Source organism: Mycoplasma zalophi, from assembly GCF_018914005.1.
Lineage (GTDB): Bacteria > Bacillota_I > Bacilli_A > Mycoplasmatales > Metamycoplasmataceae > Metamycoplasma > Metamycoplasma zalophi_A.
The window spans coordinates 251,238-267,176 of sequence record NZ_JAHMHI010000001.1; the positions used below are offsets into that span (position 1 = coordinate 251,238).

Sequence of the window (15,939 nt, forward strand, 5' to 3'; positions counted from 1 at the left end):
ATGGTTTATTGTGAAAGATATTTTTGATATTCCAAAAATTAAAAAATACAGTTCAATTCCTGAAAATGAAGGGAATATTCCATTTGTTTCTTCTACTATCGAAAATAATTCAATTGTCAAATACGTTGACGAAACACCAACAAATATAAAGGGTGTTATTTCTATAACAACTAATGGTGTAAATGCTTTTACAGCTAAATATCAAAGTAATTATGCATGTTATAGCACTGATTCTGAAATAATCTATTCAAGACAGATGAATAAATATTCTGCTATGTTTATAGTTTCAATTTTAAATTTAGAGAATTATAGATATGCTTATATGAGAAAACCTAAAAATGGTTTAGTAGGATTAACTAAAATTAAACTCCCTATAGATAAAGTAGGGAAGCCTGACTGAAAATTTATGGAAGAATATATTAAGTCACTTCCTTATTCAAAATTTATTTAAAAAAAATTTTTATTCATTAAAATATAAATACAATATGATTATTACATATTGCAACAATAAAATAAGATAGGAGCAAATATGAAACCAAAAAGTAAAAATAATAAATGAAAAACACAAATAACTATTTCTGAATTTGATAATCTAAATATTATAGATGTTATCTTTAAAAAAATAGAAGACAGATGTTTTTCAGTTACAAGATGAAGTGGAATTATTTTAGCTACAACACAGACAATATTTCTTATGATACCCCTTATTTATTTATTTGGTCATACTCAATACAATGCAAATAATGGTATTAAAAATAACTGAGGTTTAATTATTTCAATATTTTTATCTTTAATAGGGATATTTCATTCTATTTTAGTCAAATTTATAGTATCAGCACCTCGTTTCTTTGTATGATGGAACTTATACGTGGGTTTAAAAAAGAAAAAAAACACTCTTCAGATTAGTATACCAAATTATATTTATGAAAATAAATATAAATCACATGACTCAGAAATACTTAAACAAATAAACAGAAAAATCGAAGAGAAATATTATATTAAATTTAAAGAACAAAATATAAAAATAATTACAACTACAAATATTGAAAATTAACAAAATAATATAACTACTCAATAAGTTATAAATTAAAAACAAAAAAATCATCGTATAATGATTTTTTTGTTTAATTTTTTTTATGGTAATTCTATTGTGAATAACTTATCTTTTTTCTTCAAAATTTTTTTCACATCATTAGATTCTTTATTATTTCACAAATAAAATAAATAATTAGGCAAGAAATCACTTGCCTAATTAGATAATTGTTTTTTTGAATTTTCATATTTTAAATTTTTTTCTTCTGGTATTATTCCTGGATGTAGTTTTGAAAAAGATTCATCATATTTTCCGACCTTTATTTCTTTTGTTAATGATTTTTACAAATCGTATCAACCAGATGATGAAATAGGTCTTTCATCGAAATAAAACTAAATAAAAATTAATAGATTATATGTCTTTTAACGAAATGATTTTTTTTACTTTCCAAAGAAATAAAAACATTTTAACACTACAAGAGTATGCATAGTCTTGAAAAGCTTGTTTATGAAGTTTATCACTCATAATGTTAGGATATATTTTTCTAAATCTATTATAATTGCAAATTTGTAATATTTTTCATTACATTTAACATTCTTCTTTTATATTTTATTGGAGTGCGAAATGCTTTTAATTCAATTTCCTCGTTCATTTTCAATTCTTTTTTAATATCCATTTACACATCTCTATATTTTAATATAGCATTCATAAAATCTTTTTTTATTAAAAGTTAATATTCCAGATAATATATAATATCTATTATTTTTAAGATCAAAAATCCCAGATTCATCAGAAAAAATTTTTAAGTTCATAAATATACCTTTTTATATTATAAAACTTTTTAAAGAAAAAATAAAAGACTGCACTTAGCAGTCCCCCTATATTGTTGACGCTAACACATAGCGTTTAAATGGTTGTTCTACCAATATAGTAACAGTGTCTTTGCGACTTGTAACTATATAATATCATTTTTTTATTTTTTTATTTTTGAATTTTAATATTCAAGTAAATTTATTTATAAAACTAAATATTTAATGCATAAAGTGTTATCAATATATATTTGAATCGCCGCAGTTGATACTTGAAAGTGGATTATATGGTGAGTAAGCAAACAGAGAAAAAAATATTTTTCAGACGCACTTTACTGTGTTGCTTTTTTATTTTTTTGTAAAACTACGTGAAATAAAAAACAAAAGTTCCACTTTTTTAAGTTTGATAAATGAGAATTTTTGTTTTTTATTTGACACTATATATTTGAGATTATTCACAAGGTTAATTTCTTTTAAACCAACCCATTATTGCAAAAAAACAATTAAGGATGGTTAGCTAACCGAAGTAATCTTTTTATTTCTTCAAAATTTTCGTATTTCCTTATAACTGTCAATATTTTCATACATTTGTGTATTTAATCATAATTTTCTCTTATAATATGTACTACTTTGTAGAGATTCATACAAATATTCTACTATTTTTATGAATTTATACAAAGGTTTTGAAAATATTTATGTTGATATATTTTGTTTATAGACAAATCTTTTGAGAATAATTTAACTTATTATCTTTTAAAAGTCAAGTGCTAAAACAATATTATTGATGCATATTTTAATTTAACTCTTACTAATATTCAATTGATATATTTTGTAATTTCATAATTATTTTTTCATTACATTAATACTTTATTAGAAATTGGATCTTTTGTTTTTTATTTCATATTTTTTATTTCATATATTTAAATTTTTTTAAATCTCAAAAATATGATATCATACTTATATGTGTGTAATAAGTGGAATAACCGACTTGCTAGCATAGCTGCACGTTAATAAAATAAGGTTGCTAAATAACTATATAGGATGCGGTTGTTATCAGCTATATAACCCATCATTTTTTTATTTTTAGAGACTTAAAATGTTTTTAAGAAAATATATGATATTATAATTAAAGATGTATTGCGACGCTATTATATGTTTATAATAAGATGTAAAAATATTTTAAGGAGTAGTTATGAGAGTAAAAAATCAAAGTGAAATACTTTTAAATAAAAGAAAATTAGCATTAAGTGGTTGATTAAAAGAAAACTATTATGATACATATAAAACACCATTAAAATTTCAAAAATTTCTGTTTTTTTATGAATTGTTTTCAAAAATAGATGGAGATAAAAGCGATTTTAGTAATCTAAAAGGATATAAAAATGGGCCTGTTTTTAGTAACGTGTGGGGTTATTACACTCACAACAAAGAAGATTTCAATAAAAAGATTACAAAATCATTCAAAGAAAATTATTTTTTAGTCAATTTAGAAAGAGCAAAAAAAGCAAATTTTTTAGTTGCCACACTAACTCAAGAAGAATTGTCTGATTTAACACACCAAATGAATTTGTGGTCAACTAAAAAAGAGTTGATTATGAGTGGTGGAAAACATGTAGATTTGGATGAAAAAGATTTAAATGATGATGATTTTAAATTAATTGAAAAACTAAATTCCATAACTTCTATAGAAACAATTAACAATTCAACTATTTATGAAATAGGTGAAAAGTATTTTGTTTTTAGTAATAAAGACGCAAAAGCGATCAAACCAGAACATTGGGATATATTAACTTCTGTTTCTAAAGACCCTGAATTATATAATCCTGTTTATGTAGAAATCGATGAAGATGGAGACTTGGTAATTGATTAATATAAAAGATGTGATAAGGTTGAAAATACCTTATAGTCAAGGGTTAAAAAAAGAAAGTCATATGTATATTTGTATAAAAAATAACATTCAACACGAGTTTGTTAAGTGTCAAAGTTATAAGATAACTAAATCGCAAGATAGATTAATGAACGATTATATTATTGAAAAACCAAACCCAAAGCGCAATCCTTTTAAAAGTTCAACAATTATAGATTGTGATAAAGTTTTTTACACAGATTCAATAAATTATAGTGAATTGTCAAAAACCAATATACGAGAGAATATATCTGATGACCTATTTAAAAAAATAAAAGAGTTAGTCAAAGGTAAAAAACGTGTTAAAATTGACGAAGAAGAACTTATCAACCTTAATAAAAAATATGTAAGTAAAATTAAACATGAATAATAAATATTAACATTTTTTAATTAGATAACACCGTAGCATATTGCTGTGGTGTTTTTCAACCTAAATTTGATTGTATTCGATCATTGTTGTATCAAAAAACATAATCATTAATTTTTTGATTTAATTCATTAAACGTGATTTTTGTATAATCTAAATCGTTTAATAATTCAATTTTAATTATTCCAAATCAATATTCTATTTCTCTATTGTCTAATGAATTTCCAATTCTTGATAATGATATTTTCCCATTGAGTCTAATGATTTCAGAAATATATTCATAATTTGTATATTGAAAACCGTGATCTGAATGAATTATAAAATTGTTACAATTGTCTTTTTCAATGTCTTTAATATTTTCTAAAACTAAATTTAAATCATTTAATTTATTTAGTCTATATCCTATAATTTTTTTGCTTTTATGACTAATTATTGCTGATATATAAACATGACTACTATTTACATCTTTGGGTGCATTTATGTATGAAACATCAGTTGCATAAATATTCCTACTGTATTTGTCATTGTAATCTCTTTGAACGATATTACTGATTGCGCATTTTGTATCTTTATTTTCTGGTTTCTTTCGCTTTTGTCTTACTTTACATTGAAGTTTTAAATACTTTAAATATCTTCCCAATGTACGATCATTTATATATATACTAAGTTTTTTTCTTCCAAATCTAGACTTATTTGCCTTAAATGCTTCAATTATAATTTTAGAATAAGGAATAACTTTTTCTTTTTTTGTGAAATTTTGCTCTTTGAAATAGTTTGTCTACTGAGATTAAAAAATAATGCTAATTTAACTGATTTAATCTTTAGATTTGCAACTTCTTTTTTCTTTTCGTAAATTTAGTTTTTGGTGAAATTGCTTGCATTTTTCTTAATGCTCCAATCATTCCATTTTACTGATAAGCATCAAATACTAAATCCCATTCATCGATATTTAAATGTCTTGACATTTCTTCTCCTTACTATACATACCTTTGAGAATACAGGTTTTAACCATTTTAAAAAAATTAACATTCATGAAGTGTTAATTTTTTTGTCCATCTTTAGTATGGTTTGTATTTTTTTAATTAAGATATTTACAATAGATTTTTTTATTAATAATTCTATTTAAAATTTTTATCATAATCTTTTTATAATATGAAAAAATCTTTTAAATGCTTTGTCTTTTTTTGTATCTTAATAAATTTTTAAAATATAATATTTTGAAGTATTGAAATAAATAATTAACTAGTAAATGCTATAATGTAATAAAAATAATAAAACTAACATATTAATATTTTTAATATGAAAATTATTTAAAACTTCATTAAAAATATACATGTAAGGACAATTATGTCAGTATATAAACATAAAGAATATTTAGAAAATTCTAATGACAGAGAAAAAGCTATGCATAAATATGTAAAGTTATATTTAGTTAATAATATTGATAATAATAAATTTGAAATTGTAAACAGAAATGACATTTTAATAAGAAATTTTAACAGTCAAGATCAAGAATATTTTTACCAATTTTTATTAAATTCACACAAAGAAATTGATCTTTGCACTACAAATAATAAGTTATGTCCTTTTGAGGCTTCAAAAGAAAAATTTATGAATATAAATTTAACTGAATATGATGAAATACTTTATAAACATATTTTTGAGTTTTAATAATAAATAAATAAGATATATAGTAAAAACAAGATTCATAAAATTAGGATAAATACCCATTTTTTTATTTTTTAAAACCTTGAACTCCAAAAAACATTTTTAAGTTATTTAAAGTTCAATTTTAATTAAATATATATTTAATTTAGCACAATTCTTTTATTTCTATTCATACTTTATTTTTATAAATTCACTACTTTATAATTTTCTATAAATTATTTATTATCTTTTTTAATTAATTTATGTAGTTTATTTTTGGTAATTTATTTACATATATTTCTGTTTCTAATGTATAAAATTCAATAAAAAATGAATTTTAACTAAATGATTAGACATTGTTAGACATTGAATTTAATAGTGTATCTATTTACATAATTTAGATAAAATAAAATTTCAAGAAAACTTTTTAAACAATATAAAAAATAAAAATACCAAGCAAGTAACTATTTGCTTGGTATTTGAATTTAGAAATACATTAAAATTTTGATGTTATTTTATTTATTTTTTGTATCTGCAATATCATTTATTAATAAAGAAATCAATCTAATAATTTTAGAATCTGCTTTTTCTAAACAATTTTTCTTACCTTCACTTCTCTTATCTGCACTATTTATTCAATACATATCACCTTGATTATTGGTTTTTTGATGAATTAATAAGGGAACTTGAACGTTATTTTTTAATTGTTGTCTATCAGATCAATAAAGAACTTCAAAGTTGTTATTTTCTTCATTGAATTCACCTCAAACAATTTCATTATCTCTTAATGCAAAATGATCTAGTTTATTTTCTTTTATTTTTTTTACTAAATTTAAATTTTTATATTCTTCATTTAATATATAATTAACATCTTTGTCAATAATTTCAAATTCATTAACTTCATAATCAAATTTTGCACTAATTTCTTTTGCATTTGTTCTTCTATATAAAATATCATGTGTACCAATAAAAAAACGACCTTTTTCTACATATTTAAGTATTTTAGTTTGGTATTTCGTATTATTTTTTTCATTAGCACTTAGTTTTGTTACATCACTAATGAAAAATATAATTCCAAATATTTTTAATAAAGGGAATTTTAAAAAATCTTTAACTTTGTTTAGTGAAATAAATTTTATGTTTGGGTTTTGTTCAGAAAGTCTTTTTGTTATTTTGGATTTTGCTTGTGAATCATCCATTCAAACTAAAACTATTTTTTTATAGTTTATATATTTTATAAAATAAAATATTCGCATAAAAAAATTTCTAGCATCCTCATAATTACCAATTAAAAATCCAAATACAACACTAATAAAATATGGAATAATATTTTCTAAAAAAAATGATAAAATTGGGTTCATTATAAATCTCTGGGGTCAAAATTTTCAAAAATTGTATTTGAAGATTTGTTTTTAAATTCTTGGTACTCTTTTTTATTTCTTATAGTCCAGGTTAAAATTGGTAATTTTGATTGTAATTTTTTAATTACTTTTGAATCTAAAAATTCTTTTTGATAATTTATAAAATCAGGTTCAGTTTTTTTATTCATTTTCATATTTTTTAAAAAAGATTTTTTTATAAAATTCATCTTTTCGTTTACAAAACCACCTGATAATTGACCCCTTATTACTTCAGGGTGGTTATTTTTAAATCATAGTAAAACGTAGGGATTAAATGATTGGATTACAAACTCCCCTTGATAGTTTTTCAGTAACTCTCAACTTTCTTTTTCTAAATCGTAATTTTTTAAATCTCTTTTTTTATATTCAATCATTAATGGAACAGAACCATTAACTTTGTTTAATACATCTTTAAATAAAGGTATTTTTTCTGTTGTATTGTTTAAATTTAACAAATTTAATTCTTCATATGTGCAGTCTTCTATGTTTTTTTCTAAAGAAGTCATTCTTTTTAGAGAATCATCGTGGAAAACTACAATATTTTTATCTTTTAATATGTGAATATCTAATTCAATTGCAAAGTTATTTTTCATAGCATTTTCAAATGCTGAAATTGAATTTTCTGGATATTTTTCATTATGAAAACCTCGATGTGAAATATTATAAGTCATTACTCAATGATTGCTAGTTATTCTTGATTTCATATACATCCTTAATTTAATAAATTTATATTTATATTACTTATATTAATTATAATATCAAGATTTTAATAAGCAAAAAAATATACTACATAGCACCACAAAATATACTGAAGTTATAATTTGGACTGTAATTTAATTACAATAAATTTGTTTAAAAATTTTATTACGTTAAAGCAACTTATAACAAATTACAAAAATATACAAATTTTTAGTTAAATTCATTAAAACTTTTGAAATTAAAATAAAAACAAATGAATGAGTTCTTGTTAAAAAGATTAAATCTACTAAAAACGACCAATTAATTAAAATGTATTTTGATGTAATCAATAAAATGATTTAATAAAACAGAAAAAGTAACCAAATATATAAGAATATACCAATTTACGCAATTAAATAGTAATTAGTCTAAATAAAAAGTAAAAAACAATAATAATAATTTATGCTATAAAATTTCATAAAATAAGTTTTTCATAAATATCATTTTAAACAATATAAAAAACCGCTTACTTATAAAAAAAATACCAAGCAAGTAAGTGTTTGCTTGGTATTTGAATTTAGAAATACACTAAAATTTTGATGCTATTTTAAAATAAAATTTTATAGACTTCATCATAATGAGAAACTAAAACTATTTCTATGTCTTCTACAATTTTTGAATCAATAGTTTCTATATCTTTTTTATTGGAAATAGGAATAATAAATTTTTTAATTCCTTGATTTTTATAAGCACCTTCTATTTTCTCTTTGATACCACCAACAGCTTGGGAATTACCATTTAGATCAATTGAACCAGTTATAGCTCATTGATTTGAGATAGGTTTGTTTTTTATTGTACTCAATAAAGAGGTTATAAAAGCTAAACCTGCACTATCTCCATCTGATGGAATATAGACATGAGAAAAAGAGAAAACAAACTGTAAATTATCTATGTTAGCATCTTCTAAGTCATATTCTTTTACTTTTGATCTTATAAAATGGTAAGCTTGATTAGAAGAAAATTTTACTGTATCAGTTACATTAGAAAGAAAATGAATGTGTTGGGTAGGGGGAATGTTAAAATATTGTTTTACAGAGTATATTCTTTGCACTCCTGAATTTATTGAATTAGAAACAGCTAAACCATTAACATTACCGACTGATCACGTCTTGTATTTTTCGTTAGTCATTTCTTTATATTGTTCATATTTGCCAATTTCATTTGCAAATATCTTTTTGATAATTTCTTCTGTTACTAATTTGTTTTTATTATCTGTAAATAAATCTTGAAATACTATTCTAATATTTTCTTTTAAAGATCTAACACCATCTTCAAAAAAAGAAATTTTTTCAATTAAAGTTTTAATTGCATTATCTTCAAAAACAAGTCTTTGATCAGTATTATTTGCATAAATATCATTAAATTCTTTAATTATTTGTTTTGATGCTGAAATTTTTTGATCTAAGGTAAGTGGACCTAAATATATTACATTAAGTCTACTTCTTATATAGTCAGGAACATTATTTATATCATTACTTGAAGTAATAAAGATAATTTTAGATAAATCATATTCAACATCTAAATATTTATCTAAAAATCTATCATTTTGCTTTTGATCCAATATATCTAGTAATTCATTTTGACCTTTTGTATGTAGTTTATCAATTTCATCAAGCAAAATTAAGGGATTAGATACTCCTAAATCAATTAAAGTCTTCAAAATTATTCCCGGACTATTAGAATTAGCAGATGAATCAAAATAATTATAATTACTTACATTTCCTAGTGAAATTTTTGCAAATTTTCTATTTATTACTTTTGCTATTTGCTCACAAAAATATGTTTTTCCTATACCTGGTGGACCATCTAAAGCAAAAATTGTAACCTCTAATCTTTTATTTTCTTCTTCTTTTTCATTAAACATATTTTTTTCTACAACTATTTTTCCGTTGTTTTCAAAAATAAAATTTTTTGATAAATCGCGAGTAACATTATTTGAAGACAAAATAAACTTTTCATAAGCTGAAACAATTTTTTCAAATGGACTATTTTTAAAGTTTTCAGGAATAGAAATAGATTTTAGTCTATCGTTTGTAACTTTTTTTCAAGGTAATTTTAAAAGATATTCATTTTTTTCTTTTTCAATTATCAAAGAAGGCGATTTACCTTCTTTTTCTTCTGTGGTAATAATATCAATTAATTTGTTTTTATATCTATTTAAAATATGTTGTGGAATGTAGTTTTCTTTATTTTCTGTATTTAATTGACTTAATATATCAGATAATTTATTAAAAACATAATCTGTCATTTTTTCTAGATTGTGAGATTTTAAATAATTTGTATAATAATCTTCAATATTAGAACCTAAAAATGAGGTTATTGTTTTTAAAATTATTGAATGCCAAGCTAAAATTTCATTAACTATATCATTGTTAACATCATAAGATAAGATTTCTTCTTTGTTTTTTTTAAATAAAGAAGATTCATATAAAAATGGTTTGTTAATTTTTATAATTTGATCAATTTCTTGAAATGATCTATAGATATTCAATGAGTTTTTGGCAATATTTTTATTTCATATTAATAGATCTGGTTTTCATTCATCTCAATTTAAAACCTTTAACTCTATTTTGTTTAATGTATTATAGTTTTCCACATTAACAAGTTCTACTTGCAAATTATATTTTTCTTTTATATTTACTAAAAAAGAAGTTTTAACAATATTTTTACTTTTATCAAAAATAAAAATATTGTTTTTTGAAAATACAAATACGTCATAATCAATATTTCAATCTATTTTTTTCATAATTATCCTTTATTTTGTTATGTAAAATATATTCTCACCTTCAAAAAAGATTATAAATGTTTTATTTAATTCTTTGGTTTTTTCTATTTTCTCAATAACTAAATCTAATTTTTTTTCAATTAAATTTTTTATTCCTCTTATTCCAGCTTTATTTTCCATGTAATGTTTAATTAGAAAATATATGTATTTTTGCTTATTATTTTCTTCAAAATAAATTTTCTTTTTGCAATTTAAAAGTTTATTATCTATTAATAAATTAATAATTTTTTCAACACTTTGAATATCATATGGTCTAAATACAAGTATTTTGTCATAAAAGTATAAATTTTCTTTACCTATGAAATTTTCAAATAATTTACTGGTTTGTTTTTCAGAAAATGAATTATTTGAAATTAAATCATTAAATTTATTAGAAGTTGCAAAAATTACAAATTTATCTAAATTAATAATTGTGTTATTACTTGTTGTAAGTTTTCCAGAACTAATTATTTCAGTAAATAAAGGATGTTTAGTAAAATCAGGATTTTTTTCAATTTCATCAAACAAAATAACACCTTCATCGAGCTCCACTATTTTTTGAGCCATAGAATCACTAAATTCTGGACCAATTCCGGTTAAAAACCTTAGTTCATTCATTTTATTGCTTAAATCAATACCGGAAATATTTATTGTAATTAATTTATCACCAAAAAACTCTTTTGCTACTTGCTTTACTATTTCTGTTTTTCCTACACCTGATGATCCTATTAATAAAAAATTGGCAATAACTTTATCATTTGAAGAAAAATTAGCAAAATAAGGGTAGATGTAACTACATATTAATTCAACTTTATCATCCAAACCAATTAAAGTTTTTTTAATATTATTTTTCTTTTGAATAAAATCATCTTTACTTAATGTTGGTTGTGCTGGTAGTAAAAAAAGATCTGAATAAATATTTTTTATATTTTCGGTGCTTTTAGAATTTGAATTTCGCTTATTTGAATGTAAAAGTTGTTTAAATAAAAACTCTTTTTTTAAAAAATCTTGTACTTTTATTGGATGATCATAAACAAAATTTATTATTTCTTTTTTAGTTACATTGCTTTTTATATTACATATTTTTATAATTGCATTATTTATCAAGTCTAGTTCATAATTTTTTATGTTTTTTGTATTTATTATTGATTTAAATATTTCATCAATAAAAAAATTATGACCATATGACTTCAAAGTAAATTCATCAGTGTAACTAATTATTTGAACATTTTCTTTTTTTGCTATTTCACGCAGTAAAAATGCTGTATCATTTAACAAATTTTTGTTATGGTTATTTATATTGGATAGATTTGTTATAAAATCATTTATAACTAAAATAACTTTAATATTAGGAGCGCAGATTGAAGCAGAAGTAAAAAAATTATTTAGATTCTGCATAGCAATACTATAATATCCTCATTTATTTGACCCTCAACTTAATTCATTTGCAAGATTTAACCTTATAACACTGTATTTTTTTTCAAACGAAGCTTTTAAAACATCATCTAATATATCATTAAAAGATTCTTTACTTTCGCTAATAAACAACACATTATTGTTATCATAAATTTCATTTTTTATTTTTTTAATCAAGTCATCAAATAACCCGCTTTTATTTTCATTTTTGTTATATTCTAGTAGTTTTACACTTTTTAAATTAATGAATTGTTTATAAAGATCATGTTTTGTTATATCATCACTTTCGTTAATGGATAAGCCTGATATTTTATCACTTCAGTGTGGTTTTTTTTCTTCTTTTGGTCTTATGGAAATAGTATTAAATAAACTTTCTTCATCAAAATCAGTTGAAAAATCATCATTTATAAAGAAATCAAGATCATTATCTATATTATTTTGTGTTTTTGTTGCTTTTTTCATTTCTAACCTTTGTCAATTACTATTATTTCTCTATCCATTAAAACAAAATATATTGTTTGTTTAAGTTGATTATTTAAAATAAAATTACCAAGTGATTTGTTAAATTTTCTAAATACAAATTTTTCAAAATTCTGTAAGTCATCAAAATTATCCACAATAGTTAGTAAATAATTTTCAATAGAAATATCTAAATTCACATCTACATGTAGTGAATTATGTAGTTGTTTTTTGTATTTGAAAATGATATAGCGAATAATTGATAATTTATCGATATTTTTTTTCATCACTGTTAAATTTATTATTTCAGTTAGTCTTGTTATAAATTCTGGTGGTAAAAAATTATTTGAAAGCAAAACATTTAAATTAGTGTTTTGATTTGAATTTAAGTCTAGTATTTTTTCTAAATTTTTGTTGTTTATTGTAAATAGTAATAAATTTGATGAACAATGAATAGATTGTTTTTTGTTGTTTTCAATTATACCTTCATCTATTATTCTTAAAAATTTCTTAGAAATGTAATTATTAATACTTTTAATTAAAATAGGTTTATTAAAATTTGTTAATATTAATGAAAACAATGAGTGCTTATTATCTACAATATTTCTATTTATTAAAAAATCTATTTCATTTACGGTTGTTGTTTGACTAAAATTAATGGATATTCTTTTTGATTTTTCACCTTGTAAAGCATAATTAATTCAATCATAAATAACATCATTTATGTAATTATTAGAATTTACTAATAAAACAGAAATCGGTTTTGTTTTTGTTATTTGATCTGAGGAAATTTTTTGTAAAATTATTTTCTTTATTTGTTCTTTTAGTTCAAAAGGAATAAATGAGATATTCTTATAATAATTTTCAAAGCGCAATATTACTTGTTTTTTTAAAGCATTGTAAGTGGTAAATTTATCTGTTTGATTATTTAAATAATTTCAAAAATTATATAAATGTTCGTTGCTAATTTTTGAATTTGCTATATTTTTGTGTTTTAAATAATTTATATATTGAGAAAATGTTTTGTTTAAATTTTCGAATGTTCTATTTGCGATAAATGATTTTTGAAAATTAATTATGTTATCGTTAGATAAATTATAGTTATTATTTCGTGAATATTTTTTAAATGATAATGTGTTATATTCTTGTGTTTCATAAATATTTAAGTTTAAAATAAAATATAAAGAATCTTCTTTATATGAATCAAAGTAGCTAGTAAATTGTTGTGCAAACGGTTTTTGAACAATACTAATAATGTAATTTTCTTTGCTATATTCAAACAACTTATTACCATAGGTTATGGTTGAAGAAGAGCTATCTCCAAATGTATATAATGATTCATTATAAATATCTAGTAACACAAACTTATTTGTGTTTTTTAGAAGAGTTTCAAATTCTCCGTATCATGAATCTAACGATATACCTGATGTATAAATTGAAAAGAATCCATTAAATAAAAAAGTGAAATAGTTTTCTTTAGCTAACTTTAAAGCTAAAACTTTCAAAAAATTTTCAATATCATAACCTCTATCATAAATTATGATAATCTTTTTATTTAACTTAAGATTTTTAATAAGTTTGTGTAATTTATTATTTTCTGATTCGCTTATATCAACAAATGATTCATTTCAATAAGGTCGAAGACTTTGTAGAATTTGAGGTGTGTCACGAATATATAAAAATTCTGTATCATCATATGATAATTTATGTTCTCCGGAGTTTGCAAAAATATCATCATTATTAACTCGTATGAATTTTGATCATCGTTTTTCTTTTATCAAACTACATAACTCATACAATAAAGAATAATAAAATATTCATCCATATTTATCAAATTTTTCACTGTCATATTCAAATTTTTTATCTATCATCAGCATTCCTAAAATTTTAAAATTTTAATTTATAAAAATTATATACTTTTTTTACTATGCATTTAAATGAAAAATAATTATCACGTAACGTATATGAAATAAAAAACAAAAGTTCCTAGGGTAAATAAAAAACAAAAGTTCCAATTTGTAATAAAGTATTAACGTAATGATAAAAAGTAATTACGAAATTAACAAAAGATATCAATTGGAATATATAAAAAATAATCCAAAAGCAACAACTAGAACATTGTTGCTGGCATAACATTTCAACAAAAACGATTTATAAACTTAGAAAACAACTGACAAATAAAAGTCAAATAATAATTACGCATAAGAATTTAAAAAATCAGCATTCAAGAAAAATTAGCGTTAGTCAAATTAATTGAATAATTAAACACTATTACTCTATATTTAACTGAAATATAAGGATAAATGTTTAGTTTTACTTAAACTGTAGATATTTTTATCAGTATGAAATACCTGAAGATCAAAGAAAAATATGACCTATGTTAGTATGATCAAAAATCTAAAAACACGCGGATGTTAGACATATGGCATGAGTAAAAATGATAGAAAAGAAGCACACAAAAATTTAGCAAATTTATCTAAAAAAGATGAATCAAAAACCATAATGTTTATCAATAAAATTTCAACAGAGCTCGATAAAAATATTGCTTTTGTGCAAAAAAAGGTGTTTATTTAAACTTGGAGAGATCACAAAATAAAAAACAAAAGTTCTCATTTATTGAGTTCAAAAAAAGTGGAACTTTTGTTTTTTATTTCACAGATTTATAAATTAGATTTAATAAAAATGCGTATTTATACAATAATTTTAAATAGAATATAAAACAAAAACACCGCGTTTTTTGCGGTGTTTTTAATTATAGTTAAAGTTTTGCTTAAAATTTAAAACCTTAGCTTTTATAATAATCTAGATTTTAATTTACTTTGTGTTGTTAGTATTACCACATTTTGCATCTAACATTATTGCTATTTATATTCATTTTCATTAGTTTGGATATATAAATCTATAATTTCAAAATAATCTTTTATTAAGTCATTTATTTTGCTTTGATGTTGTTTATAATCTGTATGATAATGATTATTTGCTCAAAATTAATCATCTTTAGTTAACTTATCGACTTTTTCTTTAAATTTTTTATATGGTGAATTATATCTATTAGGATACGTAAACAACAACACCCTTTAAAGCAGGTGTTTTTTTAATAATGTAATATACAAGAAACCATTTAATAATTGCTAATATAAAGATTATCTATATTTAATTTATTTATAATAAATAAAATATATGAAAAAAATGATAAAATATGCTTATAAATTAATATAGTGAGTATGACAAAATTTATGTGATTTAATAATTTACATATTATTTTGTTAATACTGTAAAAAATAATTGATTACACAAACTCACCAAAACATCTAATATTTACAAAATTGATAAATCTAATCACCTAATCTCGATTATTGTAGAAAATAGCCAATTTTATAATTTATGTTTTGATATTGTT

At 21.5% G+C, this 15,939-nt stretch carries 12 protein-coding genes; 6 read left to right on the forward strand and 6 right to left on the reverse strand.

The features are described 5' to 3' along the window. The first annotated feature begins 10 nt into the window (after positions 1–10). The 4 genes from KQ877_RS01090 to KQ877_RS01105 all read left to right on the forward strand — a co-directional run bounded on the left by KQ877_RS01090 (position 11) and on the right by KQ877_RS01105 (position 4,118). A complete protein-coding gene (locus KQ877_RS01090; RefSeq protein WP_216535782.1) occupies positions 11–451 on the forward strand; it encodes a restriction endonuclease subunit S in 441 nt (146 codons plus the stop codon). A 78-nt stretch (positions 452–529) separates the two neighbouring features. Continuing rightward, positions 530–1,054, forward strand: coding sequence for a hypothetical protein (locus KQ877_RS01095; protein WP_216535783.1), 525 nt, complete (start codon positions 530–532; stop codon positions 1,052–1,054). Positions 1,055–3,034: 1,980 nt separating this feature from the next. Then, positions 3,035–3,712 carry a hypothetical protein gene (locus KQ877_RS01100; RefSeq protein WP_216535784.1) on the forward strand — a complete coding sequence of 226 codons (678 nt, stop codon included), beginning with the start codon at positions 3,035–3,037 and terminating at the stop codon, positions 3,710–3,712. Positions 3,713–3,857: 145 nt separating this feature from the next. Further along, positions 3,858–4,118 (forward strand): hypothetical protein, encoded by a 261-nt coding sequence (locus tag KQ877_RS01105; protein ID WP_216535785.1) that lies wholly within the window; start codon positions 3,858–3,860, stop codon positions 4,116–4,118. Between the two features lie 16 nt (positions 4,119–4,134). Here the strand turns inward: KQ877_RS01105 and KQ877_RS01110 are convergent, their stop codons facing one another. Continuing rightward, positions 4,135–4,755, reverse strand: coding sequence for an IS3 family transposase (locus tag KQ877_RS01110; RefSeq protein ID WP_216535786.1), 621 nt, complete (start codon positions 4,753–4,755; stop codon positions 4,135–4,137). 707 nt (positions 4,756–5,462) lie between these two features. On the opposite strand from KQ877_RS01110, the gene KQ877_RS01115 reads away from it, so the two are divergent. Then, a complete protein-coding gene (locus KQ877_RS01115) occupies positions 5,463–5,786 on the forward strand; it encodes a hypothetical protein (protein ID WP_216535787.1) in 324 nt (107 codons plus the stop codon). A 491-nt stretch (positions 5,787–6,277) separates the two neighbouring features. Here KQ877_RS01115 and KQ877_RS01120 read toward each other — a convergent pair whose 3' ends face one another. The 5 genes from KQ877_RS01120 to KQ877_RS01140 all read right to left on the reverse strand — a co-directional run bounded on the left by KQ877_RS01120 (position 6,278) and on the right by KQ877_RS01140 (position 14,410). Next, positions 6,278–7,123 (reverse strand): hypothetical protein, encoded by an 846-nt coding sequence (locus KQ877_RS01120; protein ID WP_216535788.1) that lies wholly within the window; start codon positions 7,121–7,123, stop codon positions 6,278–6,280. Next, positions 7,123–7,866 (reverse strand): glycerophosphodiester phosphodiesterase family protein, encoded by a 744-nt coding sequence (locus KQ877_RS01125; RefSeq protein WP_216535789.1) that lies wholly within the window; start codon positions 7,864–7,866, stop codon positions 7,123–7,125. Before KQ877_RS01125 ends, KQ877_RS01120 begins: the two co-directional genes overlap by 1 nt. A gap of 581 nt (positions 7,867–8,447) precedes the next feature. After that, the gene (locus tag KQ877_RS04120) at positions 8,448–10,646 is read right to left on the reverse strand and encodes a S16 family serine protease (protein ID WP_216535790.1); all 2,199 of its coding nucleotides are present in this window, start codon (positions 10,644–10,646) and stop codon (positions 8,448–8,450) included. Positions 10,647–10,655: 9 nt separating this feature from the next. Continuing rightward, positions 10,656–12,542: an AAA family ATPase gene (locus KQ877_RS01135; RefSeq protein WP_216535791.1), complete on the reverse strand. Its 1,887-nt coding sequence runs from the start codon at positions 12,540–12,542 to the stop codon at positions 10,656–10,658. A 2-nt stretch (positions 12,543–12,544) separates the two neighbouring features. Then, positions 12,545–14,410: a hypothetical protein gene (locus KQ877_RS01140; RefSeq protein WP_216535792.1), complete on the reverse strand. Its 1,866-nt coding sequence runs from the start codon at positions 14,408–14,410 to the stop codon at positions 12,545–12,547. Positions 14,411–14,966: 556 nt separating this feature from the next. Here KQ877_RS01140 and KQ877_RS01145 point away from each other — a divergent pair. Further along, on the forward strand, positions 14,967–15,113 hold the full coding sequence (locus KQ877_RS01145; protein ID WP_216535793.1) for a hypothetical protein: 147 nt from the start codon (positions 14,967–14,969) through the stop codon (positions 15,111–15,113). Positions 15,114–15,939: the final 826 nt, after the last annotated feature.